This is a genomic window from Candidatus Acetothermia bacterium (assembly GCA_024653305.1).
Taxonomy (GTDB): Bacteria; Bipolaricaulota; Bipolaricaulia; order Bipolaricaulales; family Bipolaricaulaceae; genus JACIWI01.
In genome coordinates this window covers 58530-84596 of record JANLFW010000006.1, presented here as the reverse complement: position 1 = coordinate 84596, position 26067 = coordinate 58530, and the positions used below count along the sequence as shown (strand labels likewise).

At 68.3% G+C, this 26067-nt stretch carries 26 protein-coding genes; 10 read left to right on the top strand and 16 right to left on the bottom strand.

Annotated elements, in window-relative coordinates; translation table 11 throughout:
- Positions 1 to 61 precede the first annotated feature (61 nt).
- Genes NUV94_03760 through NUV94_03750 form a run of 3 tightly spaced genes read left to right on the top strand, consistent with a single transcriptional unit; the run spans position 62 to position 2079 of the window.
- Positions 62 to 808, top strand: a complete 747-nt coding sequence (locus NUV94_03760) for a hypothetical protein (GenBank protein MCR4391899.1) — start codon at positions 62 to 64, stop codon at positions 806 to 808.
- A gap of 16 nt (positions 809 to 824) precedes the next feature.
- Positions 825 to 1445, top strand: a complete 621-nt coding sequence (locus NUV94_03755; GenBank protein ID MCR4391898.1) for a PKD domain-containing protein — start codon at positions 825 to 827, stop codon at positions 1443 to 1445.
- Between the two features lie 7 nt (positions 1446 to 1452).
- Complete coding sequence (locus NUV94_03750; GenBank protein ID MCR4391897.1) at positions 1453 to 2079, top strand: PKD domain-containing protein; 627 nt, start codon at positions 1453 to 1455, stop codon at positions 2077 to 2079.
- 65 nt (positions 2080 to 2144) lie between these two features.
- Here NUV94_03750 and NUV94_03745 read toward each other — a convergent pair whose 3' ends face one another.
- The 8 genes from NUV94_03745 to glmU are packed head-to-tail and all read right to left on the bottom strand — an operon-like array spanning position 2145 to position 11416.
- Positions 2145 to 3005, bottom strand: a complete 861-nt coding sequence (locus NUV94_03745) for a purine-nucleoside phosphorylase (protein ID MCR4391896.1) — start codon at positions 3003 to 3005, stop codon at positions 2145 to 2147.
- A 51-nt stretch (positions 3006 to 3056) separates the two neighbouring features.
- Entirely contained in the window at positions 3057 to 4124 is a 1068-nt protein-coding gene (gene disA, locus NUV94_03740; protein MCR4391895.1) for a DNA integrity scanning diadenylate cyclase DisA, read from the bottom strand.
- A 1-nt stretch (position 4125) separates the two neighbouring features.
- Positions 4126 to 5466, bottom strand: coding sequence for a DNA repair protein RadA (gene radA / locus NUV94_03735; protein ID MCR4391894.1), 1341 nt, complete (start codon positions 5464 to 5466; stop codon positions 4126 to 4128).
- Positions 5467 to 7878 (bottom strand): ATP-dependent Clp protease ATP-binding subunit, encoded by a 2412-nt coding sequence (locus tag NUV94_03730; protein MCR4391893.1) that lies wholly within the window; start codon positions 7876 to 7878, stop codon positions 5467 to 5469.
- Positions 7879 to 7898: 20 nt separating this feature from the next.
- A complete protein-coding gene (pth, locus tag NUV94_03725; GenBank protein ID MCR4391892.1) occupies positions 7899 to 8465 on the bottom strand; it encodes an aminoacyl-tRNA hydrolase in 567 nt (188 codons plus the stop codon).
- Entirely contained in the window at positions 8462 to 9061 is a 600-nt protein-coding gene (locus tag NUV94_03720) for a 50S ribosomal protein L25 (GenBank protein MCR4391891.1), read from the bottom strand. The genes pth and NUV94_03720 overlap by 4 nt, the downstream gene beginning before the upstream one ends.
- Before the next feature lie 10 nt (positions 9062 to 9071).
- Positions 9072 to 10043: a ribose-phosphate pyrophosphokinase gene (locus NUV94_03715; GenBank protein ID MCR4391890.1), complete on the bottom strand. Its 972-nt coding sequence runs from the start codon at positions 10041 to 10043 to the stop codon at positions 9072 to 9074.
- Entirely contained in the window at positions 10040 to 11416 is a 1377-nt protein-coding gene (glmU, locus tag NUV94_03710) for a bifunctional UDP-N-acetylglucosamine diphosphorylase/glucosamine-1-phosphate N-acetyltransferase GlmU (protein MCR4391889.1), read from the bottom strand. Before glmU ends, NUV94_03715 begins: the two co-directional genes overlap by 4 nt.
- Positions 11417 to 11510: 94 nt before the next feature.
- Here glmU and trpS point away from each other — a divergent pair, with 94 nt between their 5' ends.
- Positions 11511 to 12485 (top strand): tryptophan--tRNA ligase, encoded by a 975-nt coding sequence (gene trpS, locus NUV94_03705; protein MCR4391888.1) that lies wholly within the window; start codon positions 11511 to 11513, stop codon positions 12483 to 12485.
- Here the strand turns inward: trpS and NUV94_03700 are convergent.
- Entirely contained in the window at positions 12482 to 13195 is a 714-nt protein-coding gene (locus tag NUV94_03700) for an anaerobic ribonucleoside-triphosphate reductase activating protein (GenBank protein MCR4391887.1), read from the bottom strand. The genes trpS and NUV94_03700 overlap by 4 nt on opposite strands.
- Before the next feature lie 11 nt (positions 13196 to 13206).
- Entirely contained in the window at positions 13207 to 15327 is a 2121-nt protein-coding gene (locus NUV94_03695; GenBank protein MCR4391886.1) for a ribonucleoside triphosphate reductase, read from the bottom strand.
- A gap of 143 nt (positions 15328 to 15470) precedes the next feature.
- On the opposite strand from NUV94_03695, the gene rpsT reads away from it, so the two are divergent.
- Both rpsT and secF read left to right on the top strand, forming a co-directional pair.
- Positions 15471 to 15737, top strand: coding sequence for a 30S ribosomal protein S20 (gene rpsT, locus NUV94_03690; GenBank protein ID MCR4391885.1), 267 nt, complete (start codon positions 15471 to 15473; stop codon positions 15735 to 15737).
- A gap of 13 nt (positions 15738 to 15750) precedes the next feature.
- Positions 15751 to 16698 carry a protein translocase subunit SecF gene (secF, locus tag NUV94_03685; protein ID MCR4391884.1) on the top strand — a complete coding sequence of 316 codons (948 nt, stop codon included), beginning with the start codon at positions 15751 to 15753 and terminating at the stop codon, positions 16696 to 16698.
- A 5-nt stretch (positions 16699 to 16703) separates the two neighbouring features.
- Here the strand turns inward: secF and NUV94_03680 are convergent, their stop codons facing one another.
- Genes NUV94_03680 through yidC form a run of 3 tightly spaced genes read right to left on the bottom strand, consistent with a single transcriptional unit; the run spans position 16704 to position 19400 of the window.
- Complete coding sequence (locus NUV94_03680; protein MCR4391883.1) at positions 16704 to 17486, bottom strand: WecB/TagA/CpsF family glycosyltransferase; 783 nt, start codon at positions 17484 to 17486, stop codon at positions 16704 to 16706.
- Positions 17483 to 17938, bottom strand: coding sequence for a hypothetical protein (locus NUV94_03675; protein MCR4391882.1), 456 nt, complete (start codon positions 17936 to 17938; stop codon positions 17483 to 17485). Before NUV94_03675 ends, NUV94_03680 begins: the two co-directional genes overlap by 4 nt.
- Complete coding sequence (gene yidC, locus NUV94_03670; protein MCR4391881.1) at positions 17919 to 19400, bottom strand: membrane protein insertase YidC; 1482 nt, start codon at positions 19398 to 19400, stop codon at positions 17919 to 17921. The genes NUV94_03675 and yidC overlap by 20 nt, the downstream gene beginning before the upstream one ends.
- An 81-nt stretch (positions 19401 to 19481) precedes the next feature.
- Between yidC and NUV94_03665 the strand changes: the two genes are divergently transcribed.
- The 4 genes from NUV94_03665 to hisS are packed head-to-tail and all read left to right on the top strand — an operon-like array spanning position 19482 to position 23080.
- Positions 19482 to 20051 (top strand): riboflavin synthase, encoded by a 570-nt coding sequence (locus tag NUV94_03665; GenBank protein ID MCR4391880.1) that lies wholly within the window; start codon positions 19482 to 19484, stop codon positions 20049 to 20051.
- Between the two features lie 47 nt (positions 20052 to 20098).
- The gene (locus NUV94_03660; GenBank protein ID MCR4391879.1) at positions 20099 to 21250 is read left to right on the top strand and encodes a bifunctional 3,4-dihydroxy-2-butanone-4-phosphate synthase/GTP cyclohydrolase II; all 1152 of its coding nucleotides are present in this window, start codon (positions 20099 to 20101) and stop codon (positions 21248 to 21250) included.
- A 10-nt stretch (positions 21251 to 21260) separates the two neighbouring features.
- On the top strand, positions 21261 to 21728 hold the full coding sequence (ribH, locus tag NUV94_03655) for a 6,7-dimethyl-8-ribityllumazine synthase (GenBank protein ID MCR4391878.1): 468 nt from the start codon (positions 21261 to 21263) through the stop codon (positions 21726 to 21728).
- Entirely contained in the window at positions 21725 to 23080 is a 1356-nt protein-coding gene (gene hisS / locus NUV94_03650) for a histidine--tRNA ligase (GenBank protein ID MCR4391877.1), read from the top strand. Before ribH ends, hisS begins: the two co-directional genes overlap by 4 nt.
- 660 nt (positions 23081 to 23740) lie before the next feature.
- On the opposite strand, the gene NUV94_03645 is transcribed toward hisS, so the two are convergent.
- The 3 genes from NUV94_03645 to NUV94_03635 are packed head-to-tail and all read right to left on the bottom strand — an operon-like array spanning position 23741 to position 25993.
- Positions 23741 to 24280 (bottom strand): class II aldolase/adducin family protein, encoded by a 540-nt coding sequence (locus NUV94_03645; protein ID MCR4391876.1) that lies wholly within the window; start codon positions 24278 to 24280, stop codon positions 23741 to 23743.
- 4 nt (positions 24281 to 24284) lie between these two features.
- The gene (mtnA, locus tag NUV94_03640; protein ID MCR4391875.1) at positions 24285 to 25310 is read right to left on the bottom strand and encodes an S-methyl-5-thioribose-1-phosphate isomerase; all 1026 of its coding nucleotides are present in this window, start codon (positions 25308 to 25310) and stop codon (positions 24285 to 24287) included.
- Positions 25310 to 25993, bottom strand: coding sequence for a nucleotidyl transferase AbiEii/AbiGii toxin family protein (locus tag NUV94_03635; protein ID MCR4391874.1), 684 nt, complete (start codon positions 25991 to 25993; stop codon positions 25310 to 25312). The genes mtnA and NUV94_03635 overlap by 1 nt, the downstream gene beginning before the upstream one ends.
- Between the last annotated feature and the right edge of the window lie 74 nt (positions 25994 to 26067).

Genomic DNA, 26067 nt, shown 5'->3' with positions numbered 1-26067 from the left:
CTGTCCTCGCGTCAGTCCCCCTGCGGGCGTAGCCTGCGTTACACAAGAGGGCCAGGACATCATGAGAGCGGTGTGGGCGGCGGCGATAGCGGCGGTTCTCGGGGGCGCCACGGTGGGGGCAGCCCCGGTGGTGGTGGAATCCGGAGCCCAATGGGTCCTCACGTCGATGGCCTCGCTCACCACGTTCATCCAGCTCGCCAACCATACCATCGACTTCGTCAACGAGCGGCTCCCGGAGAGCCCGGTTCCTCCCCTCCCCGCCCTTCGCGATGGGGTCGGCCTGCGGTTCACCGAGGCGTGGGGGGAGGGGCTGATGGTCGGGGCGCAGCTTTCCCTGGCCAAGGTGGAGACGGCCACCCAGGGCGTGTGGACCCAAGGGGGCGCCGAGCATCCAGTGCACCTGGCGCTTCAGGCCCAACTGGCCACGGTCGAAGCGGAGCTCGCGTTCACCGTGGTGGCTGACCTCTTCAGCATCGGCCTTTCTGCCGGGTGGGGCCTCGCCAACCTCCACTACCTCGGGGTGTTCCCCACCGCCCTGCCCACCGACTGGTCGGTCCCGTTCCTGCCCCGTAACGAGGACCGGGCGTACACCGTTCACGGCCCGGTGGGGGCGGCCTTCACCCGGGTTTCCTTGCCCCTCGGATCGGGGCTGTTCGTGGGCCTGGAAGCCGGGTTTCGGGTGGCCCCGCTGGGGGTGCCCCAAGCCGGGACCGTCCCGCTGGATCTCAACGCCGACGGTTCGGGAGACCCGCTCGATTTCAGCGGGCTTTGGCTGGGGTTGACCGTGCGTCTGGCGTTCACGCTATGAGGGAGGGGGGATGACGATGCGCGGAAGGTACCTGATCGTGGGCGGCGGGCTGGCCGTGGCGTTGGCCCTGGGAGGGTGCGTGGCCAAGTTCCAGATGAAACCGCCTGAGGCCCTGTTTGCCCTGCGCCCGAGCGAGGGGGTGGCCCCGCTCACCGTGATCTGCGATGGGTCCCTGTCGTTCGCCGACCAGGGGAGGATCACCGAGTACATCTGGGACTTCGGCGACGGTTCCCGGGGCTTGGGCCCGGTGGTGTCCCACACCTACGAGCGGGGCGGCACCTACCGGGTGATGCTGGAGGTGTACGACGAGCGGGGGCTGTCCAGCCGGCGAGAAACCCAGGTCACGGTGCGTTTCCCTGCCCCCACCGCCCGCTTCACCTACGCCCCGTGGCGGCCCGGGACCGGGGAGACCATCGTGTTCGATGCCTCCGCCTCCACCAGCCCCAACGGCGCGATCGTCGAGTATCGCTGGGCGTTCGGAAACGGACAGTGGGCCAGTGGTCGGTCGGTGGAACACCGGTACTGGTACGGCGGAGGGTACCCGGTGACCCTGACCGTGGTGGACGCGGCCGGCCAGGAGCACACGGTCACCCAAGTGGTCGAGGTCCAGGGCGGCCCGGGGTGCCAGGCCCCGTGAGGTCACCATGAAGAAGCTTTTCGCGGCGGCGATGTTGGGGGCATTGGCAGCCCTGGTCGGGTGTACGCCCCAGGTCGGGCCGGCCACCAAGATCCTGGCGGTGATCACCGCCGCCCCGACCCAGGGGCAGGCGCCCCTCCAGGTGCACTTCGACGCCACCCGCTCCACCGACCCCGAGGGCGCACTCACCGACTTCCTGTGGGACTTCGGCGATGGGAGCCCGGTCGCCTCTGGCCGAGAGGTGGACCACACCTTCGACCGCGCCGGCGAGTACATGGTCACCCTGGTGGTGGTGGGCCCGTCCGGCACCGGCCGGGCCACCACCGTCGTGCGCGCCCTGAACAACCCGCCCACGGCCGCGTTCACGTTCTACCCCCGGGACCCGTTCGAGGACGAGGAGGTGACCTTCGATGGGTCCGGATCGTCCGATCCTGACGGGGACATCGTGCGCTGGACCTGGGACTTCGGCGATGGGGCCACCGGGGACGGGGAGATCGTGCGCCACACGTTCGCCAATCCCGGCCAGTACCTGGTGGTCCTCACCGTGACCGACAGCGCCGGGGCCGAGGGCCGCACGAGCGGGCTCGTGACCGTGGGCGACTGCAGTTCCGGACGCTGCGGACGACGGAGATAGAGAGCCCGCTTCCGCAGGTTGAAGCGCCTTCCCGGCCCCGAACCGGGAAGGCGCCTTTTTGGAAGCTAGAGGTTGGGGATCAGCGCGAGGAGGAGCCGGCCGAGCTCGCCCGCCTTGCGGCGGGTGATGGCGATGACCTCGTCGTGGGAGAGGGGGGTCGGGGACACCCCGGCGGCGAGGTTGGTGACGCAGGAAATCGCGAGCACCCGCAGGCCGGCGTGGCGGGCGGCGATGGCCTCGGGCACGGTGGACATCCCCACCAGGTCTGCCCCGAGGGCCCGGAACGCCCGGATCTCCGCCGGGGTCTCGTACGACGGCCCGGTGGTCGCCAGGTACACCCCCTCCTTGACGGTGATCCCCAGGTCCTGGGCCGCCTCCCGGGCCCGCCGACGCAGCTCGGGGTCGTAGGCCGCAGTCATGTCCGGGAACCGCGGGCCGAGCCGGTCCAGGTTCGGCCCGCGCAGGGGGTTCCCCCCGAGCAGGTTGATGTGGTCGGAGACGAGCACCAGGTCCCCCGGCTCCAGGCCGAACGCGATCGCCCCGGAGGCGTTGGTGAGCACGAGGACCTTCACCCCCAGGACGGCGTAGACCCGCACCGGGAACACCACTTCCCCAAGCTCGTGGCCCTCGTAGTAGTGGACCCGCCCCCGCTGCACGAGCACCGTCCGCCCGGAAACCTCACCCACCGCCACCTCGCCGGCGTGGCCGGCCACGGTCGGGGCGGGGAACCCGGGGATGTCGGGGAACCGGAGCGTGCGCTCCCCCTGAAGCGGGAGCACCTGAGACAGTCCCGAGCCCAACACCACCGCCACCTCCGGCCGCCCGAGCCGGGCCAGGGCCGCTGCCGCCTGCTCGATGCGCTCTATTTCCTTGGGGACCTCAACTCCACACGGCATGTTCACGTTCTCGAACCTCCGGTTTTCCATATCCTGTGTATTTCGCCAGGCCACAGAAGACGGCCCGGGTTTCGTGGGGCCTTAGAACCCCTCCAGGATGGCGGCGTAGCCGGTCTTGAACCGGGCCAAGCCGTACTTGATCGCCCGCGCCCGCGCCTCCCCGATCCCCTTCACCTTCTCCAACTGCCGCCGGTTGGCGCGCTGCAGTTGGTCCAGCGCTCCGACCTCCTGCACCAGCCGCTCGATGACCGACATCGGCAGCCTGGGGATCTTTGAGAGCAGCCGGTACCCGCGCGAGGGCAGCGGCCGCTCCAGATCCTCCTCGTCCACCAGGCCGAGCGGCTTGAGCACCGCCTCCGGGTTCACCAGGTCCTCCCGGCCCATGCCCAGCAGTTCCGCCATCACCTCTTCCACCGGCCGGGACGGGTCCGTCTGGAAATCCCGTACGATGAACTCCAGCTCCTCTCGCACCCCTCGCATCAGCCCGGCCAGATGCCGCTCCGGCAGCTCCTTGTGCATCCCCAGCTCCACCAGGCTGAGCTTGATCTCCTTCTCCAGGTCGAGCATCTGGAGGATGCGCTGGATGACTGCGGCCACGTGGTAGGGCAACACCCGCTGCTCGAACTCCAGCGGAGCGAGCTCGGTCAGGAGGTCCCGTAGCTCCCGGCGATACCGATCCAGGATGAGGAGCCCCTGGGAGACCTGGCTGATCAGGGTTTGGATCTCTTGGAGCTCGTACTTCCACTCCCCGCGGTACAGGGTCACCTGGCGACGTTCCTCGGAGATGGCGATCACCGGGCGGTCGAGCTGTCGGGCGATCTGCTCGGCCACCCGGTGGCGGGTGCCCGTCTCCTGGGAGGGGAGGGTGGGGTCGGGCACGAGGTGGGCGTTGGCGTAGAGGATGGTGCGCAGGTCTTCGTCCACCACCACCGCCCGGTCCATCTTGGAGAGCTCGCCGATGGCCTGGGGGGTGAACGGGGCGTTCAGCTCGAACCCGGCGGCGATGACCGGGCTGGCGACCTCGCGGTCGGCGATGAGGATCAGCCCGCCACGGCCGAGCTGGACCACCCTGTCGATCGCCTCGCGCAGGGGCGTCCCGGGCGCCGTGCGCCGCAGGAGTTCCAGCCGTGCATCGCGTCTTGGCCCCATGTCACGTCAGGCCTAAGGCTTCGGCCGCCTCCCTGAGGGTTTGTACCTGGATCGCCTCCAACGATAACCGCTTGGGCAACGGAGCCTTCGGCACCACCGCCTGCCGGAACCCGAGCTTGGCCACCTCCCGCAGTCGCTCCGGTCCCTTGCGCACCGGACGCACGTCACCGGCCAAGCCCACCTCGCCCAGGATCACCGTGTCCGCGGGGATGACCCGGTTCCGGACGCTCCCCAGCACCACCGCGCACACCGCGAGGTCCACCGCCGGCTCCCGCACCTCCAGTCCCCCCGCCACCGCAAGGTAGACGTCCATGGCCCGGGTGTGCACCCCAAGGTGCTTTTCGATCACCGCCAGCAGCACCAGGGCACGGTTGAAGTCGAGCCCGGCCGTCCGCCGCTGGGGCGGGCCGTAGCCCCCGCTCGGGGTGACCAGGGCCTGGATCTCCATGAGCAGGGTTCGTGACCCCTCCAATACCGGCACGATGGCCGACCCCGGCCTGGGCGTGCGGTCCTGGGACACGAAGAACAGGGATGGGTTGGCCACCTCGACGAGGCCCGATGCCCCCATCTGCAGCACCGCCACCTCGGCGGTGGACCCGTACCGGTTCTTCACGCACCGCAGGAGCCGGAGGTCCCCCTCCCGCACCCCCTCCAAGTACACGGCCACGTCCACCAGGTGCTCCACCGTCTTCGGGCCGGCGAAGCCGCCCTCTTTCGTGATGTGGGATACGAGGACCGTGGCCATGCCCAGGCCCTTGGCAAGGCGAGCAAAGTGGGCCGCGGCCTCGCGCACCTGGAGGAGACCGCCGATCTCTCCCCCGTCCGGCCGAGCCAGCACCGTCTGCAGCGAGTCCACCACCAGGGCCGTCGGCCCCACGTCCTGCACTGCCTCCACGATGCGCAAGAGGTGCTGCTCGGAAAGGAGGTACAGGGTGGGCTCGGCGACGCCTAGACGCTCCGCCCGGAGCTTCACCTGAGCGGTGGCCTCCTCGCCGGACACGTACAGGACCTTGCCGTAGCGGGCAGCGAGCTGGGCGGCGAGCTGGAGGAGCAGGGTGGACTTGCCCACCCCCGGCTCGCCCCCGAACAGGACCACCACCCCGGGGATGAGGCCCCCGCCGAGGACCCGGTCCACCTCCCCCATCCCGGTGGACAGCCGTTCCTCCGGGATCCGGGGGATGTCTGCCAGGGACCGGGGCCGCTCGCCGACCCACGTCTCCCCGGCCGCCTCGCCGGCCTTGTCCTCGGCGACCTCTTCGAAGCTCTCCCAGCTCTGGCAAACCGGGCAGCGGCCCAGCCACTTCGGCGACCGGTAGCCGCACCCCCGGCAGCGGTAGGGCATCTACTCCTTCCGCACCGTGATCTCCCCGCCCTGGGCCTCGGCCACCACCGTGCACCCATCGGGGAACTCTTGGGTCAGGATCTTCTCGGCGACCGAGTCCTCCAGCAATCGCTCGATGGTCCGGCGCATCGGGCGCGCCCCGTACTTCTCGTCGTACCCGCGCTCGATGACGAGGTCACGGGCGGACTCGGTGAGCACAAGCGAGATCCCGTGCTCCTCCTGGAGGCGCTTCCTCAACCGCCCGATGAGGAGCTCGGCGATCGCCCCCACCTCATCCTTGGTCAGGGCGCGGAACACGATGATGTCATCGAGCCGGTTTAAGAACTCCGGAGAGAACAGCTTCCGCACCTCACCCATCACCCGGGACTTCATGTCCTGATAGGCCTCCTCGGACTCGACCTCCACGGTGCTGAATCCGAGGCTCGTCCGGTCGGTGATCAGCTTGCTCCCCACGTTGGAGGTCATGATCAGCACCGTGTTGCGGAAGTCCACCTTGCGCCCCTGGGAGTCGGTGAGGATGCCGTCGTCCATGACCTGGAGGAGGATGTTGAACACGTCCCGGTGGGCCTTCTCGATCTCGTCGAACAGGACCACCGAATAAGGCCTCCGGCGCACGGCCTCGGTGAGCTCCCCCGCCTCCTCGTACCCCACGTACCCCGGCGGGGCGCCGACGAGGCGGGACACGGTGAACCGCTCCATGTACTCGGACATGTCGATGCGGATCAGGGCGTCCTCATCGCCAAACAGGAACTCAGCCAAGGTCCGGGCGAGCTCGGTCTTGCCGACCCCGGTCGGGCCAAGGAACAGAAACGAGCCGATGGGCCGGCGGGGGTCCTTGATCCCCGCGTACGCCCGGCGGATGGCCCGGGATACCGCCTTCACCGCCTCCTCTTGGCCCACCAGCCGCTCGTGGATCTTCTCCTCCATGTGCACCAGGCGCGCCGTGTCCTCCTCCTGGAGGTGGTGGATGGGAATCCCTGTCCACGCGGACACGGTGGCGGCGATGTGCTCCCCGGTGACCACGGGGACAACGGCCTCGCTACGGCCCCCCTCCTCGAACCGCTTGAGGTCCTCGATCAGGGCCGACCGCTGGTCCCGGAGCTTGGCGGCGAGCTCGTAGTTCTGCTCAGCCACCGCCGCCTCCTCCTCGTCCTCGAGCCTGGTGATCTCGGCGAGGAGCCCCCGCGCCTCCTGGGGGAGCTCGGTGGCCGCGAGGCGCACCTTGGCCGCCGTCTCGTCGACGAGGTCGATCGCCTTGTCCGGGAGGAACTGGTCGGTTATGTAGCGATCGGCAAGCCGGGCCGCCTGCCACAAGGCGTCGTCGTTGATGCGCACCCCGTGATGTTCCTCGTAGCGGCGCCTGAGCCCGTGCAGGATCTTCACCGTTTGCTCCACCGACGGTTCGTCCACGTACACCGTCTTGAACCGGCGCTTTAGAGCCGGGTCCTTCTCGATGGATTTCCTGTAGGCGTCGGGGGTGGCGGTGCCGATGCACTGGATGGCCCCGGAGGCGAGCGGGGGTTTCAGGATCGCCGAGGCGTCGATCGCCCCCTCGGCCCCGCCGGCGCCGACCACCGTCTGGAGCTCGTCGATGAACAGGATGATGTTCTCCGCGGCCATCACCTGGTTGAGGATCGTCTTCAGGCGTTGCTCGAACTCGCCACGGTACTTGGTGCCGGCGACGATCCCGGCCATGTCCAGCTCCACGATCTCCTTGTCGGCGAGGGCGGTGGGCACGTCCCCGGCCGCGATCTTCTGGGCGAGGCCCTCCACGATCGCCGTCTTCCCCACCCCGGACTCCCCGATCAGGGCCGGGTTGTTCTTCTTGCGACGGCACAGGATCTGGATGAGCCGCTCCAGCTCCCGCTCCCGGCCGATGACCGGGTCGAGCGCCCCCGCCGCCGCCTCCTCCACCAGGTTGCGCCCGAACTCGCCGAGCTCCCCGGGGAGGCGGGCGTGGCTGGTGCGCACCCGCACCCCACCCCGGCGGGGGGAGAAGTGGTCGCGGGCGGAGCGCAGGTCGATGCCGTGGGCGCGGAGGATCTCCGCCGCCGTGCACTCCCCCTCCCGGAGGATGGCGAGGAGCAGGTGCTCCGGTTCAATGGTGTCCGCGCCCTCCCGCCGGGCCTCCTCGTAGGAGAGCTTCATCACCCGCCGCAGCCGTTGGGTGGGCTCGAGGTCATCGGGGGCCACGTAGAGCTTCCCCCGTCCCTTCTGGCGCTCCACGATGCGGGTCACCCGGTCGTAGGTCAGCCCCTTCCCCTCCAGGAACCGCGCCACCCGCGATCCTTCCAGGCGCAGGGCGGCGAGGAGCAGGTGTTCCGTCCCTACGTACCGGTGGCGCCACTCCCCGGCCTCTTCCTGGGACGCGGCGAGCAGCTTCATCGCTTCCTTAGAGAACTTTTCGTACATCCGGTGGCCTCCACTCGTAATTATACCCGTTCGCCCTTTCCCTCACGGGAGAAACTGTCCAGGGCCGCGGCGAGCCCGCCCTCGAGGAACCGCAGCGCGAGCCGGGCCGCCCGGTCGGCGGCGCAGGCCAGTACGTTCGCTTCCTCCGGGGGAGGAGGGGACAACACGTAGTCCACCAGGTCTACCCCGGGCGGGGGGGCGCCGACCCCCACCCGCAGGCGGGGGACCTCCTCGGTACCCAGCGCCGCCAGCACGGACTGCATGCCGCGGTGGCTGCCCGGCCCGCCGGCGGGCCGGAGCCGCACCTCGCCCACGGGCAGGTCCACGTCGTCGTAGACGACGAGGAGATGCGGTGGGGCGAGGGCAAAGCGCGCGGCGAGCTCCCGCACGGCCTCGCCGGACCGGTTCATGTACGTGAGGGGACGCAGGAGGAGGCTTTCCCCCCGCTGGTACACCTCGCCCCACGGCTGCACCCAACGCCGCCAACGGCCGGCGCGCAGGAGCCGCTCGGCGACCCAAAAGCCGAGGTTGTGCCGGGTGGCGATGTACTCCGGGCCCGGATTCCCGAGACCGACGACCGCCCTCAAGCCGCGGGCTCGCCTCCCTCAGGCGGGGTCGGGGCGGCCTCCGGAGCCGCCACCGCCGCCCGCGGGACCAGCACCGTGGCCACCACGTTGTCCGGGGGAAGCAGAGGACGAACGCCTTCCTCCCACGTCAGGTCCTTGACCAGGATCGAATCCCCCACCCCGAGGTCGGACACATCGATCGCCACGGAAGGCGGGATCTTCTCCGGGGGGGCCTCGACGGCGATGTAGGCGTGGACGTGTTCGAGGATGCCGCCGTCCTTCAACCCCCGCGGGGTACCAGTGAGCTTCACCGGGACCTGCATCACCAGCGATCGGCCGGGCTCGGGCACGTACAGGTCGAGGTGGAGGAACCGCTCCGTGATCGGATCCACCTGGATCTCCTTCACGAACACCCGGTACGCCTCGCCCCGGTCGACCTGGACCTCGACCATGGTGGACCGGGTCACATGATCGAACAGGTTCACCAGGTCCTTCTCGGAGATGGTGATGTGCACCGGTTCGACATGTGCGCCGTAGAGCACCGCCGGGACTTGGCCCTGGCGCCGAAGGGCCTTGGGGTTCACGTTGAGGGGCCGCCGCATCGCTTTCACCAACATGGATGTCCTCCTAGCTACGCACCAACAGGTCGCTTACCGATTGGCGGTTGTAGATCCGCCGGATGGCGTCCGCTATCAGTTGGGCCACCGACACGACCTCGACCTTGGGATGGCCCTGGACATGCTGAGGGCAAATGGTATCGGTCACGAAAACCTTCTGCAAGGGGGATCGTTCGAGGACGGACAGGGCGTCGCCGCAGAACAGGCCGTGCGTGCAGGCGGCGAACACCTGGGTCGCCCCGGCCTCGACCAGCCGTTCCGCCGCGGTGACCAGGGTGTGCCCGGTGGCGAGGATGTCGTCCACCAGGAGCACGTCGTGCCCGTCCACATCCCCGATGACGTACTGCACCTCCACTTCCTCGTCGTGGATCCCGATGCGGTGCTTCTCCACGATGGCGATGGGGGTTCCCAGTTCCCGCCCCAGCCGACGGGCCCGCCACACCCCGCCCAGATCGGGGGAGACGACCATCAGGTTGGTCAAGAGCTTGGGATAGCGCATCTTTACGTGGTCGGCGAACAGCTTGTCGCTGCGCAGGTGGTCGACGGGCACGTTGAAGAACCCCTGGATTTGGCCGGCATGGAGTTCCATCGTCAGCACCCGATGCACGCCGGCCGCCTCGAGCATGTTGGCTACAAGGCGGGCGGAGATGGGCACCCGCCCCTTCTTCTTCCGGTCCTGACGGGCATAGCCGAAGTACGGGATCACCGCACAGATCATCTGGGCCGAGGCCCGACGCAGGGCGTCCACCACGAGCAGGAGCTCCATCAGGTGGTCGTTCACCGGGGGAGACAGGGGCTGGAAGACGAACACCTCTTTGCCCCGCACCGTCTGCTGGATCTCCACCCGGACCTCCCCGTCGGGGAACCGTCCCGGGGTGAGGGCCTCCGAATCCGCCGGGCACAGCTCGGCGCCGAGGAGCCTGGCCACCTCTTGGGCGAGGGTTACGTTCGCTCGGCCTGACAGCAATCCTAACTTGTTCAACCTTGTTCCCCCCGTTCCTTGGCCCACCCAGGCTTGACCACCTGAGGGGAGCGTTCAACGGCGAGCGCATAGGGCGGAACGTCCGCGGTGATCACTGAACCTGCCCCCACCACCGCCCCCTCGCCGATGCGAACCGGGGCCACGAGAGCGGCGTTGCTGCCGATGAAGGCCCCCGGCCCGATCTCGGTGCGCTGCTTCTCCTTGCGGCCGGGCTGCAAGTTGCAGGTAATGGTCCCCGCCCCGATGTTCGCCCCGGCCCCCACCTCGGCATCACCGATGTACGCGAGATGGGAAGCCTTAGCCCCCTCCCCGATGGAGGCCGCTTTCACCTCCACGAAGTTCCCGACCCGGGCCCTCGCTCCGATCCGCGCCCCCGGCCGGAGGTGCGCGTAGGGGCCGATCTGGGCCGCCGGCCCCACGTACGCCCCCTCCAGCACCGAATACCACACCCGCGCCCCGGCCTCGACCTCGGTGTCCACCAGGTACGCCCCGGGGCCGATCGCACACCCCTCGCCGATGGCGGTGCGGCCGAGGAGGTGGGTGCCGGGGTGGAGGACCGTGTCCGGCCCCACCGTGGCGTCCGGGGAGATGTACACCGTGGCCGGGTCGACCACGGTGACCCCGGCCCGCATGAGGGCGGTGAGGAGGCGGGTTCGCAGGGCGGCCTCGGCCCGGGCGAGGTCAACCCGGTCGTTGATCCCCATGAGGTCCTCGGCGTGCGGCCAGAGGAGGGCCGCCGCCTTCCCCTGGCGGGCGAACACGGCCACCAAATCCGTCAGGTAGTACTCGGCTTTGGCGTTGTCCGCAGAAAGGCCTGCCAAGGCCTGCCAGAGGTGGGGCGTGTTCTCCAGGCAATAGATCCCGGAGTTGACCTCGCGGATCGCCCGTTCATCCGCGGTGGCGTCCTGGGCCTCCACGATGCGCACCGGGCGCCCGCCCTCCCGCACCACCCGGCCGTAGGCGCACGGATCGGGCGGTTCCATGGTAAGGAAGGACAGTTCCGCCTTGGTCTCCCCGTGATGGGCGAGGAGCGCCCGCAGGGCTGCCGGCGGCACGAGGGGAACGTCGCCGGGGAGGACCAGGGTCCGGCGCGCGGAGAGCGCCGGCTTTGCCACGAGCAAGGCGTGGCCGGTGCCGCGGGGGTCGCCCTGGTCCACGAACTGGAGAGGGCGCCCGGAGAACGCGGCACGGACCTGGTCCCCGCCGAACCCCACCACCACCACCGTACGGGCGGGGGCCAAAGCCAAAGCGGCTCGGATTGGGTATTCGAGGAGGGGCAGGCCGGCCAGGGGGTGAAGGACCTTGGGGCGATGGGAACGCATCCGCGTCCCCTTGCCCGCCGCCAGGATCACTACGTCCAGCGATTCCGCCATCTACCCCATACTTTAGCCGTAGCGGCCAGGGATGGCAAAACGGACGGTTGCGGTTTCCCACCGACCGCCTATACTGCCCGGCCAGGAGGTCGCCATGCGTATCTTCTCTGGCATCCAACCGACAGGGGAGCTCCACATCGGGAACTACTTCGGGGCCATCCGGCAGTGGGTCGAGCTTCAGGAAGGGAACGACTGCATTTACTGCATCGTGGACTACCACGCCCTCACGAACGAGGACACCGTGCCGGACGAGCTCCGCCGGGCCCGCCGGGAGCTGGCTCTGGACCTCCTCGCCTGCGGGATCGACCCCGAGCGGGCGATCCTGTTCCTCCAATCGGACGTGCCCGAGCACACCGAGCTCGCCTGGATCCTGGGTTGTGTGACCTCGTTCGGGGACCTCTCCCGCATGACCCAGTTCAAGCAGAAGGCGGCGGAGCAGGAGTTCGTGAACGGGGGCCTGTTCTACTACCCGGTGCTCCAGGCGGCGGACATCTTGCTGTACCGCGCGGACCACGTGCCGGTGGGGGAGGACCAGGTCCAGCACCTTGAGCTGGCCCGCCGGATCGCGCGTCGGTTCAACTACCGGTTCGGCCAGTACTTCCCGGAGCCGGAGCCCATTTTGGGCAAGGGGGCCCGGATCATGTCCCTGGCCGACCCGGAGCGGAAGATGAGCAAGTCCGCGGGCCCCGATCACTGCGTGGGGCTGATGGAGCCGGAGGAATCCATCAAGAGGAAGGTGCGGTCGGCGGTGACCGACGTCGGCCTCATCCCCGGGCAGGACATGTCCCCCGGGGTCGCGAACCTGTTCACGATCCTGGAGCTGGTGGCCCCGGCCGAGGTGGTGGAGGGGCTCAGGGCGGAGCACCGGCAGGGGAAGCTCCTCTACAAGAACCTGAAGGAGACGTTGTTCACCCACCTTATGGCCATGCTTCGCCCGATCCGGGAGCGACGGCGGGAGCTCCTCGCGCCGGGAAAGGTGGACGAGGTGCTGGCCGCCGGGGCGGAGCGGGCGAGGGGGATCGCCCGGGAGGTGATGGGCGAGGTGCGGGCCCGGGTCGGATTAGCTTAGGCCCGGACGGTGCACGGGACGAGCCGAGAGATCTTTTCGGCCACGATCTTGAGCTCTTCTCCGGTCAATGCCGACCGCGTTCGCCAGCCCTCGTCCACCAGGCGCTTCCCCCTTGGGACGAAGAACCGCTGAAGCACGTAGCCCCGTGCGCCCCGGATCTCGCGGGCGATGGCGAGAAGGTCCTCTCCGGTCAAGCCTGGGGCGACCGTGGTCCGGAACTCGTAAGAGCGGGCGTGGGCGCACACAAGGGCGATGCTTTCCCGAACCGCATCGGTAGCGTCGGGGACAAGCCCCGACGCTACGATGTACTCGCCGTACCGTTCGAAAGGGGCCTTCACGTCCAGGGCCACGTCGTCCACCAGTTGTTCGGCGAGGAGGCGGGCCACCACATCGGGGTGGGTCCCGTTGGTGTCGAGCTTCACCTTGAGCCCCAACGCCTTGACCTCGCGGAGGAAGTCGGGGAGGTCCGGGTGAAGGGTCGGCTCTCCCCCGGTGACGACGAGGCCGTCGAGGAAACCCGTGCGCTCGCGCAGCCGGGCCAGGACTTCCTCGGGAGGAAGTTTCGGGAGTGCCCGGACAAGCTCGGGCAAGACGAGCTCAGCGTTGTAGCAGAAGGGACAGCGCAGGTTGCACCCGACGGTCCACACGACCGCCGCCACCTTGCCAGGATAGTCGATGAGCGACGTCCCTTGCAGGTAGGCGAGGTCCATCCCTCGCTCCACTAGCGACCAGGGCCGGGGGTCAGGGTCGGGTGAAACATCTTGCGGTCGCGGAACTCCGATTGTTTGCCGGCGTTCCACTGCTCCACCGGCCGGAGGTACCCCACCACCCGGGAGTACACCTCGGCGAGCGCCCCACAGGTCGGACAGCGCTCCTGCTCCCCTACCAGGTACCCATGAGCGGGGCACACGGAGAACGTCGGGGTCAGGGTGAGGTAGGGGATGCGGAAGTTCCCCATCACCTTCGCCACGAGCGACTTCACCGCTTCCGGAGAAGGAAGCCGCTCCCCCAGCCACACGTGGAACACGGTCCCTCCGGTGTACCGGGTCTGCAGGGGCTCCTGCAGGCGCAGAGCAGCGAACAGGTCGAAGGTAGCGTCCACCGGGAGTTGGGAGGAGTTCGTGTAGTACGGGGCGGCGCCGCGCTCCCGCACGGCTCTCTCGTTGGCCACCACGATCCCCGGATGCCGGTCCTTGTCGACCATCGCCAGGCGGTAGCTCGTCCCCTCGGCCGGGGTCGCCTCCAGGTTCCACGGATGCCCGGTGGCTTCTTGGAACCCCACGAGCACCTCGCGCATGAAGTCGAGGACGCGGAGGGCGAACGCGATCCCCTCCTCCTCGGCCAGGGTGCACCCCAGGAGGTTGAGGGTGGCCTCGTTCATCCCGATGACCCCGATCGTGGAAAAATGCTGGGCCCAGTACTCCCCCCGCGGCTCCTTCACCCCGCGCAGGTAGAACTTGGAATAAGGATACAAGCCCTGGTCGGTGAGGCGCTCCAGCACCTTCCGCTTGATGATGAGAGACTTTCCGGCGAGCTGCATGAGCTCGTGGAGGCGGTCGAGGAACTCGTGCTCATCCCGGGACAGGTACGCCAGCCGGGGCAGGTTCAGGGTGACCACGCCGATCGACCCGGTGAGGGGGTTGGACCCGAACAACCCGCCGCCCCTTCTCCGCAGCTCCCGCACATCTAGGCGCAGGCGACAGCACATGCTGCGCGCGTCCTCGGGGCGCATCTCGGAGTTGACGAAGTTCGCGAAGTACGGGATCCCGTACTTCGCGGTCATCGCCCACAAGGGCTCGAGAGTGGGATCGTCCCACGGAAAGTCGGGGGTGACGTTGTAGGTGGGGATGGGAAACGTGAACACTCGGCCTCGGGCATCGCCCTCGGCCATCACCTCCGCAAGCGCCCGGTTGAAGAGGTTCATCTCCCGGGTGAACTCGCCGTACGTGGCGTGGATGGGCTTCCCGCCCACGATGGCCGGGAGATTGGCCAAATGCTCCGGCGGCCTGAGATCCAAAGTTACATTGCTGAAAGGTGTTTGAAAACCGACGCGTGTAGGCACGTTGAGGTTGTACACGAACTCTTGTAGAGCTTGCTTCACTTCTGTGTAAGAAAGGCCGTCCACGGCAATGAACGGGGCGAGAAGGGTGTCGAGAGCGGAGAACGCCTGGGCCCCGGCGGCCTCGCCCTGGAGGGTGTACAGAAAGTTGACGGCCTGGAGGAGGGCGACCCGGAAGTGCTTCGGCGGAAGGGACTCCACCTTGCCCCTTGCCCCCCGAAACCCCTGGGCGAGGAGGTCCCCGAGGTCCCACCCCACGCAGTAGGGGCCGAGCGTCCCCAGGTCGTGGATATGGAAGTCCCCGTCCACGTGGGCCTTCCGGATGTGCTCCGGGTAGACCCTGGTCAGCCAGTACTTGCCGATGATCTTCTCGGTGAGGAACACGTTCAGGCCCTGGAGGGAGAACGACATGTTCGAGTTCTCCCGGACCCGCCAGTCCTGCCCGTTCACGTAGCTCGCCACAAGTTCGGGGTCGACGAGCTCCTTGACCTCGCGGAGCTGCTGGTGCTGATGGCGGTAGACGATGTAGGCCCTTGCCGCGTCAGGGAGGCCGGCGGCCATGAGCACTTCCTCCACCGCGTCCTGGATCTCCTCCACGTGGGGGGGGCCGAATAGGGCCCCGCACCGGCCCTCGAGCGTCTTCACCACCCGCAGCGCCAGTTCCTCGGCCAGCGCCCGGTCGTCCTTCCCGACCTCGGCCAGCGCCCGGCCGATGGCGGAGACAATCCGGTCCTGATCGAACGGAACCACGGTTCCATCGCGCTTGCGTACGTGCTCGATCATGGCCCCCCTTGAGCGCAACCGGTGTTACCTTAGCCCGTCCCCTGGGGGCCCGACAAGCTGAAGTTTGTCCCTGTCCCTTCCTTGCACCGGGCCCAGGGAAGGGCTACCATTTCCCTTCGGATTCACCAAGGATAAGGAGGGGATTGGCCATTCCCAACACGCGTTCAGCCAAACGTCAGCTGCGGAAGAGCTTGGCTCACCGAAGGAGGAACGACCTGCGCAAGAGCGCCGTCCGGTTTTGGCGCCGCAAGTTTCAGACGCTGGTCGAGGCCGGAGACAAGGAAGAAGCCCGCAAGGTCCTCCCCCAGTTCCAGAAGGCGGTGGACAAGGCCGCCGCGCGCGGGGTCATTCATCCCAACCGGGCTGCCCGACTCAAGGCCCGACTGAGCCGTCGCCTCAAGGCCGCCTGAACAGGAGAAGGCCATGACCCAGTTTGACTTCATGGGCAAGGCGAAGTACTTCTCCTCCCTCTCGGGTGCGCTGGTGTTGGCGAGCATCCTGGTGCTGGTGTTCGTCGGCCTGCGCCCGGGCATCGACTTCACCGGCGGCATCCAGCTCACCATCTTCTACCCCACGGGCACGAACCTCACCAACGACGCCCTCCGCAGCTACCTCGCCCCACTCGTGGGGGAGGGCACGGCCAAATCCACCCTGTACGTCCAGAGCGTGACCGCCGACCGGGAGGGGGTAACCCTGCCCGGAAAGATCGTGACCGTCCGGGAATCCTCTGAGGAGCTCAAGGCCCGGATGCGCGAGGCCCTTGCCCGCCCAGCAGCGGGCTCGGGGATCCCGGAGCCGGCCCAGGTGAACGGTCTTCCAGACACCAGCGTGACGGACATCGGGGCTCAGGTGTCCCGGGAGATCGTCAACCGCGCCTGGCAGGCGATTCTGGTGGCGATGGCCGCGATGCTCGTGTACATCGCGTGGCGGTTCCGCCTCCGGTACGCGGTGGGGGCGGTGGCGGCCCTTATCCACGACGTGGTCATCACGTTGGGCGTGTTCGCCTTGTTCCGCTTGGAGATCGACCTTCCGGTGATCGCCGCCCTGCTCACGGTGGTTGGTTACTCCCTCAACGACACGATCGTCATCTTCGACCGGGTGCGGGAGAACCTGAAGCTCTCCAAGAAGACCCCGCTCCGCGATCTCATCAACCGTTCCATCAACCAGACGCTCACCCGGACCATCAACACCGTGTCCACCACGTTGGTCCCCATCGTGATCTTGTTCGTGTTCGGCGGGACCGCGTTGCGGGGGTTCACCGTGGCGATGCTGATGGGCGTGATCGTCGGCACCTATTCCACGTTCTACGTGGCCAACCCGATCTTCTACTGGTGGACCCTCACCGCGGAAAAGGCGAGGGCCCGGCGCTGATCGCCTTATCCTCGTTTTCCTCGGCAGCGGGTCCAGCCGAGCCCGATGTGGTAGAGGAGGAATGGGACCGCCCACAGCCTTCGGACCCGGCGTGGGTCCTGGGCTGCCCGCCACAGCCACTCCAGCCCTAACCGCTGCCAAGCCCGGGGGGCCCGGCAGAACCGGCCGGCCCAGAGATCCAGCGTCCCTCCCACCCCCATGAGGAGACCGGCCCCGAGGTCGCGGTGGGCGAGGATCCACCGCTCCTGCTTGGGATGCCCGAGCGCCACGAGAAGCAAATCAGGCTGCAGCCGGCGGATTTCGCGAACGGGGCCGCCTCCCGCGAAGTACCCGTGGTGCGTGCCCACGATCCTGAGCCCGGGGAACGCGGCGCGCACCCGGCGCGCGGCGGCCGCAGCCACCCCCGGCCGGCCCCCGAGGAGGTACACCGACCACCCTACCTCGGTCCCCCGTGCGCACAGCGCCCACGCCAGGTCCACCCCGGCCACCCGGGGCAGGGGGTGCCCCCCGACCCGCGCCGCCCAGGCGAGAGAGGTTCCATCGCATGCCACCAAGTCCGCCTGTCGGTACAGGGCGCGGATGTCGTCGTACAGGATAGCCCGTGCGGCTGCCCAGGCGTCCGGGGTGAACAGGGCGATCCCTCGCTCCCCCTGGGCGAGGCGGCGGGCCACCTCGTTCACGAACCCGTCCTGGGAAAGCGCGGTGAGCGGGATGCCGAGCACCTCCACCCGGCCCTCTCCTGCCCGTACGGGCGGGGTAGGACCGAGGACGGCACGGCGCAGGTTCATTCCTGGGTTGGTTCGATGACCACCCGGCGGCCGCTGCCCTTCCCCACCGAGTACGTGCGCACCCCGGGGAAGTCGGCCAGCACGAGGTGGATCACCCGGCGGTCCTGAGGAGGCATCGGCTCCAACTGGATCCGGCGCCGCTCGGCCACCACCCGTTCCGCCACCCGGCGAGCCCGCTCCTCAAGCTCATGACGGCGGGCGAGCGCCTCCCCGTTGATGTCCACCACGATGCGGACGCCTTGGGGCAGATCGGCCCGGAGGTGGAGCTGGGCCACCCGGCTCAAAGCGGCCCGGAAGGCAGAATCCCCTTGGGGGATGAGCTTGAACGGCCCGCTCAGGTTGACGTAGACGTCCCCATCCTCGGGGGTGACCTCCACCTGCCCCGGCTCACCCAGCACGACGAGGCAACCGGAGAAGAACTGGCGGATAGCCTCACCGGTCTTGGCGTCCATCGTCCGCCGTGGCGGTGGGGACCCGGGCTTCGCGGGCCATCTCCCAGTCGAAGATCCACTGCTGCCCGATCTGGAGGAGGGTGGTGAGGAGCCAGTACAGCCACAGCCCGGCCGGGAAGCTCATGAAGAGCAAGGCCATGACGAGCGGGAACACCCACCCCAGGACCTGGCTCCCCCCGGTGGGCGGTTCCGGCATGCGCCGCTGGGTGAACCACTGCTGGAGGAGCTGCGCTCCGGTAGCCAGGATCAGCAGGATGTAGTACGGATCAGGCTGAGAGAGGTCGCGGATCCAGAGGAACCCCGGGGAGAGGTGGATCTGCTCCGCCGAGTACATGATCGTTTGCCACAGCAGGATCAGGATCGGAAACTGCAGCAGCATCGGAAGGCACCCACCCAACGGGTTGACCCCCTCCTGGCGGTACAGCTCCATCATCTGCTGTTGCAGGGCCTGCCGGTCGTCTTTGTACCGCTCCTGGAGCTTCTTGAGCTTGGGGGCGAGCCGCTGCATCTTGGCCATCGACCGGTACTGGTTGCGCATGAGCGGGTACACGACGATGCGGGTGATCAGGGTGAACAGGATGATCGCCCAGCCGTAGTTCCCGGTGATCCGATACAGCCACTCGAAAAACTGCATCACCCACACCAGGAAGCGGGAGAAGAACCCGAGCGGGGTTAGCACCTCCAGTCCGGACCTCTGCAGGAGGAGATATCGGTTGCGGCCGCTGTAGAGCGTTCCCCGGATCGCCAATTCGCCGGTGGCCTCCAGGCCGAACACGGGCTGGCCGGCCGCGTTTTGCCCGAAGAACGGGGTGCCCGTCCCCTCCTGGACCCTCAAGAAGTACACCATCTCCTTGCCCACCAGGCCCACGCCCTCGAACTTGGTGTAGGTGCCCGGGGCAAGGGGGGCGGTGTAGACCCTGCCATCGTAGAGGAACCGGAGGTCTGGGACATCCCGGCCGCTCGGGCGATGGCCGAGGACGAGCCTCACCCTTTGTCCTGGGGCCTGGACGCGGACGTTCACGTCCATCGTGTAGAACGCATCCCAGTTGATGGTGAACGCCTTGTCGACGACGAGGCCGTCTCCGGACCTCTGCAGCCGCACCACCGCCACATCCGGGGCCAGGGTTTCCACGGCCACGGCGTACACAGTTGGATCGACGGTGGCCTCGTCGAGCCACACCTCGAACGGCAGGCTGACCCCCGGGCCGAGGGAGGGCTGAACGCCGCCCTCCCACCCCGGCACCGCGTCCATGTTCTGGGTGCGGTAGCTCGTGAAGTGCACGTACGCGCTCCGCAGGCTCCCCCCCAGCTCGGCGAACTGGTACCGCACCAGGCCATTGGTGACCTGCACCACCTCGCCGCCGTCGTGGAGCAGGCGCACGATCTCCAGGGGCTGGTCGGCCAGCACGGTGAGGAACCAGGGGCTGAACACGAGGGCCAAGGCCAGGACTGTTCTCCACATTGCCGAACGAACTTTACCGGGTGTCAAGGGAGGCCGCAACCGGTTGTGTGGGGGCGGGAAACCGCATACACTGTATAGATCATGTTCACCGGCATTGTGCGCGCCGTGGGCCAGGTGGTGCGGCGGGAGCCGCGGCGGCTTACGGTGCGCGCCGAGGGCGTGGCCCTGGACGAGGGGGCGAGCTTGGCGGTGAACGGGGTTTGCCTAACCGTGGCCGCCGTGCGCGATGTAGGGATGACGATGGCTCTTTCCCAGGAAACGCTCGCCCGCACTGCCCTGGGTGACCTTCGGCCGGGAGAGGCGGTGAACCTGGAGCCGGCCCTCCGGGTTGGGGAGGAATTGGGTGGCCACTTCCTCCTCGGGCACGTGGACACGGTGGGCAAGGTAGCCCTCCTCGAGCGAAGAGGGGAGGACGTACTGCTCGGCGTCTCCTTCGATCCCCGGTTCTCCGAGCTCGTGGCGGACAAGGGGTCGGTGGGTGTGGACGGAATTAGCCTAACCCCGTACGAAGTTGAGGAGGGGAACTTTCGCTGTGCGATCGTCCCCTATACCTGGGAGCACACGAACCTCCGTGCCCGCCGGGTGGGAGACCGGGTGAACCTGGAGTTCGACGTCTTGGCCAAGTACGTGCGGCGGTGGAGGGAGCGGTGAAGCTGGCGACGGTAGAGGAAGCGGTGGCGGCGATCCGGGCCGGCCGGATGATCATCGTCGTCGATGACGAGGACCGGGAGAACGAGGGCGACCTCGTGATGGCCGCGGAGAAGGCGACCACGGACGCGGTGAACTTCATGGTCCGCGAGGCGCGGGGACTCCTGTGCGTGCCCCTTCCCCGGGAGTGGGCGGAGCGGCTGGAGCTCCGCCCGATGGTGGAGCCGCCTCAGGACAGCCACGAGACGGCGTTCACCGTGTCTGTGGACGCCCGGGTCGGCGTCACCACCGGCATCTCCGCCCACGACCGGGCGCGCACGCTCCGCGTCCTGGCCGACCCGAGCTCGCGGCCAGATGACCTCGTCCGGCCCGGGCACGTGTTCCCCCTGATCGCCCGCGACGGCGGCGTCCTGCGCCGGGCCGGGCACACCGAGGCCGCGGTGGACCTGTGCGTGCTCGCCGGCCTCGCCCCGGTGGGGGTGATCTGCGAGATCATGAACGACGACGGGACGATGGCCCGCCTCCCCGATCTCGTGGCGTTCGGGGAACGTCATGGGCTTCCGATTCTGACCATCGCCGACCTCATCGCGTACCGCAAGAGGCGGGAGAAGCTGGTGGACCGGATCTGCGAGGCGGACCTGCCCACGCGGTGGGGGGAGTTCCGCATCGTCACCTTCCGCGACCGGATCGCCGGGCAGGAGCACGTGGCCCTGGTGAAGGGCGACCTCGCTGGGGAGGCGCCGGTGCTGGTGCGGGTGCACTCGGAGTGCCTGACCGGGGACGCCCTGGGGTCGCTGCGGTGCGACTGCGGCGGCCAGCTCCACGCCGCGCTCGACATGGTCGATCGGGAGGGGCGGGGGGTGGTGCTCTACATGCGCCAGGAGGGGCGGGGGATCGGGCTCGCCAACAAGGTGTGCGCCTACCACCTTCAGGATCAGGGCCTGGACACGGTGGAGGCCAACCTGCGCCTCGGGTACCCGGCCGACCTACGGGAGTACGGGATCGGGGCCCAGATCCTGGTCGACCTCGGGGTGAAGAAGATCCGACTCCTCACGAACAACCCGCGCAAGGTGGCCGGGCTCGCAGGCTACGGCCTGGAGATCGTGGAGCAGGTGCCGATCGAGGTCGAGCCGAACCCGTACAACGTGCGCTACCTCAAGGCGAAGAAGGAGAAGCTCGGCCACGAGCTCAGGAAGGTATGAAGGAGGAGGGATGGCCGCCTACGAGGGAAAGCTGGACGGAAAGGGGCTAAAGGTCGGGATCGCCGTGTCCCGGTTCAACGAGCTCGTGACCAAGGAGCTCCTGGCCGGGGCGGTGGACCGCCTGCGGCGGCTCGGGGTAGAGGAAAAGGACATCGCGGTGGCATGGGTGCCGGGGGCGTTCGAGCTCCCGCGGGCGGTGCGGACCCTCGGCTCGTCGGGCAAGGTCCACGGGGTCCTCGCCCTGGCGGCGGTGGTGCGCGGGGCCACGCCCCACTTCGAGTACGTGGCCGCCGAGGTCGCGAAAGGCCTTGCGAAGCTTAATCTGGAGCTCCCGGTGCCGGTGGCGTTCGGGGTGATCACCGCTGACACGCAAGATCAGGCCCTGGAGCGGGCCGGGGGCAAGGTCGGCAACAAGGGCGCCCAGGCCGCGGAGGCCCTGGTGGAGATGGTGAACCTGGAGCGGGCGATCGGCGGATGAAGGTCGAGAGCGTACGGGGGATGCGGGACATCCTGCCCGAGGAAACCCCCTTTTGGCAGCGGGTGGAGGCGGAGATCCGTGCTGCCTTCGCCCTGTACGGGTACCGGGAGATCCGCCCGCCGCTGGTGGAGCTCGCGGCCCTGTTCAGCCGGGGGGTGGGGGAGACCACCGACGTCGTGCACAAGGAGATGTACGTGTTCCCCGACAAAAAGGGCCTTGAGCTTGCCCTGCGCCCGGAGGCGACGGCGTCGGTGGTGCGGGCGTACGTGGAGCACGGCCTCTACGCCAAAGGGGATTTGGCCAAGCTCTACTACATTGGGCCCATGTTCCGTTACGAGAAGCCCCAGAAGGGCCGCCAGCGCCAGTTCCACCAGTATGGGGTGGAGGCCCTGGGGTCGCTCGATCCGGCGCTGGATGCTGAGGTCATCGACCTGGCGAGCTTCCTCATGGAGCGGTTGGGCCTCCGCCGGGAAGGGCTGTTTTTGCGGCTCAACTCCATTGGCTGCGCTCGGGATCGGGTCGGCTACCGGGAGGCTCTCCGCCAGCACTTCCTCCCCCGGGCGTCCGAGCTGTGTGCCGACTGCCAGCGCCGCCTTGCCGAAAATCCGATGCGCATCCTCGATTGCAAGCAACCCCAATGCCAGCCCGCGATCCGAAGCGCGCCGAAGAGCGTAGACCACCTGTGTGACGCCTGCCGGCACCACTTCCAACAAGTCAGGGAGCATCTCGACGCGCTCGCGCTCAGGTATGAGCTCGACCACACCCTGGTCCGGGGGTTCGACTACTACACCCGGACCGTGTTCGAGCTGTGTTCCCGGGAGCTTGGGGCCCAGGATGCGCTTCTGGGCGGGGGGCGGTACGACGACCTGGTGGAGCTTCTCGGGGGACCGGCCACGCCCGGGGTCGGGTTTGCCGGGGGGATGGAACGGTTGGTGCTTGTGCTCCAGGCCCAACGGGGGGAGGAAAAGGACGCGACGCCCGAGCTTGCGTGCTGCGTGGTCCCGATCGGGGACGAGGCGCAGAGGAAGGCGATCGAGCTCCTTGCCCAGCTCAGGCGGGCCGGGGTTTCTGCGGACATGGAGTACATGGGGCGTTCGCTCCGGAAGGCGATGCAGGTGGCGGGACGCCGCGCCCGCTACGCCCTGATCGTGGGCCCGGAGGAGCTTGAACAGGGTCAGGCCAAGGTAAAGGACCTTACTACCGGCGAACAGCGCCTGCTGGAGCTCCAGGAGTTTTCCGCTGCCCCCGAAGTGCTCCGGAGGAGGTTTTCGAGTGATGCCCCAGCCCGAGGGGACGTCGGGTTTGGCGTCGGGGATGAACCCCGCGAGCGTCGGGCACAAGGCCCAACCTGAACGTCGGGGATAAACCCCGACGCTACAGGTGTAGCGTCGTCCTTTATGGACGACGTTTCGTAAGGCCGTGCGCGGCCACGTGGCGGTGGAGCGCCTCGTGGAACCGAACCACCGCCCCACCCGCGGATGGTGGGTCAGGCGAGGTCGAACCCGCGATCCTTGGCCAGAAGCAGCTCCGGACCCTCGAGGTTGATCCCGGCCAGTAGATGGCCGTATCCCCGGGGACCTCGTCCACAGGCCAGCGCCACCTACCCCTACCCGTGCCACCCCACCGCCAGCCGCCCCGTATAATGGGGCCGGCAAAGGGTGAGGGAACGGAGATGCCGAAGTGGGTTTGCTCGTTGTGCGGTGAAGTGGTAAACGGGAGTTCTCGCCCCAAGAAGTGCCCGAGCTGCGGCGCCTCGAAGGAGAAGTTCGAGAAGGACAAGTAGCCCCCCGGCCCGAACGCCTGGACTGGGGCTCGGCCGGTCCGGGGCCGATGGCTCCGAACGTCGGGCATGAAGCCCGATGCTACGGTCCGAGGCGTAGCGCCGCCCTTTCGGGTGGATCCTGAGCCGAACCCCGGAACTTCCGGCGGATGTGCTCACAGGGATCGTGGCGCGACTCAACGCCCAGGGCTACGACTTCGGTGCGTTCAGGATGCCCCCTCAGCCCTGACCTCTAGTCCGGAAAACGGAAGGAGAAGAGCTGGGCGGTTTCTTCCAGCTTCTCGGCGAGGTCGAGGGCCTGCCGCAGGGTCGACCCCACCGCCACCGCGCCATGCCGGGCGAGGAGCACGGCGTTCCCGCCGCCCAAGGCGGCCACCGCGGCGTGGGCCAGATCCCACGTCCCCGGCGGGGCATGTCGGGCTACGGGAATCGCCCGGCCGAACAGAAGCTCCCCCTCGTCGTGGGCCACCGGAAGCTCGGGAAGGGGCACGGCCACAGCGGTGGCGTACGGGGAGTGGGTATGCACAATGGCCCGCACGTCCGCCCGGGCCCGGTAGATGGCCACGTGCAACCGCCACTCCGACGACGGCCCGCCGCTCCCGGACAGGGCTTTTCCCGCAAGGTCAATGGCCACCACCTGACGAGCCCGCAGGTACGCGTAGGGGATGCGGGTCGGGGTGATGAGGACGGTGTCCCCTACCCGCACCGAGACGTTCCCCGAGCTCCCCCGAACCAGACCACGGGCAGCCATTTCCCGGGCGGTCTCCGTCACCCGCTCACGCCAGAGCCGCAGGGACCGTGTCATGGTAAGGTGGCCGGATCACCCCCCGCTCGGTGACGATGGCCGTGACGAGCTCCGCCGGGGTCACGTCGAACGCCGGGTTCCACGCCCGTGCCCCGGGCGGGGCGAACGTGACCCCGCGCGGCGCAACCACCTCCTCCTCCGCCCGCTCCTCGATCGGGATCTCCGCCCCCGTGGCCACGGCGAGGTCGATCGTTGAGGTGGGGGCAGCGCTGTAGAACGGGATGCCATGACGATGGGCAAGACAGGCCAGGGTATAGGTGCCGATCTTGTTGACCACGTCGCCGCTCCTGGCGATGCGGTCCGCCCCCACCAGGACCGCGTCCACCCCGCCCCGGGCCATGAGCCATCCTGCCGCCCCGTCCACGATCAGCCGAAACGGGATCCGTTCTGTGAGGAGCTCCCACGCCGTGAGCCGCGCCCCCTGGAGGAGGGGGCGTGTCTCGCACGCGTACACCTCGCGGAGCTTCCCTTGTTCCCAAGCCGCCCGCACCACCCCGAGGGCGGTGCCATATCCGCCGGTGGCGAGGGCCCCGGTGTTGCAGATGGTCAGCACCCGCGCCCCTTGTGGAAGGAGGGCCGCCCCGTACTCCCCGATCCGCCGATTGGCGGCGATGTCCTCCTCGTGGATCCGTACCGCCTCCGCGAGGACCCCCCGGCGCAGCTCCCCTGGGTCCGAACCCGCAAGTCGGCGGAATGCGCCTTCCATCCGGCGGATGGCCCAGAACAGGTTCACGGCGGTAGGGCGCGTCCGGGAAAGGCCCTCCGCGGCCTCCTCGAACGCGGCCCGGGGGGCCTTGCCCGGAGAGGGGTTCCAGACCGCCAGGGCGAGGCCGTAGGCGGCGGCGATCCCGATCGCCGGTGCCCCGCGCACCCGCATGCTCTTTATCGCCTCCGCCACCTCCCCCCAGCGGGTGAGGGAAAGCCACACCTCCTCCTGCGGAAGCCTCATCTGATCCAAGAGCTTTATCGCCCCGTCCTCCCAGTAAACCGGCCTGATCACCCTTGTTCTCCTTTCTGGATGCCCTCAAGGATGGAACGGGCAAGGCAAGTGAATCGGGCCTTGATTTCCTGGGGATCCCAGGAGGCTACCATCTCTACCGGCCATCGCTCGGGCTCATCCGGGAATTCCTCCACCCGCTGGAACGCTTGGGCAAGCCAGTAGGGATCAAAGCCGGGGTCCTTCCGACGGGCCAACTCCATCAGCCCTTTGAGTTCGGGCTCTCGAAGGAGGAAGAAAAGGTCCACCGCATCCCTGGGCTCGGCGCGGCCGAAAAAGGCCAAGAACTTGTCGACCGCCAGATCCACGAAATCGTTCACCCTGACGAACGCCGCCTCCTCCGGGGGATGGAACCGAAACGGTGAATCGTAAGCAAGCTGTACGCGCACCTCCTCAGCCCCTATCTTCACCGTGAACTCGGCAAAGCTTGCCCGCCGACGTACCGTCCGGACTTCGAACCCGGCATCCCCAAGCTGGTTTTCGAAAAGGCGCGAGAAAGGCAGGACAAGCCCCTCCTCTGCGGTGAAGAGATCCAAGGCGAAGGAACGTCGGTGCCCCAAATAGAACTCGGCCAGGGCGGTGCCACCGGTAAGAAAGAAGCGGCCGCCACTCCCGATTCGAAGTCGGGCGGCTCCGTACGTCCCGCGGGCCACGATTTCCTCCGCGCGAGCACGGGACCCCATCCTCGCCTATCTCGTACAGCTCAAGCTCGGGTTTCTGGTTGGCTTGATATTGGCGGAAGATCAAAAAGCCGCTT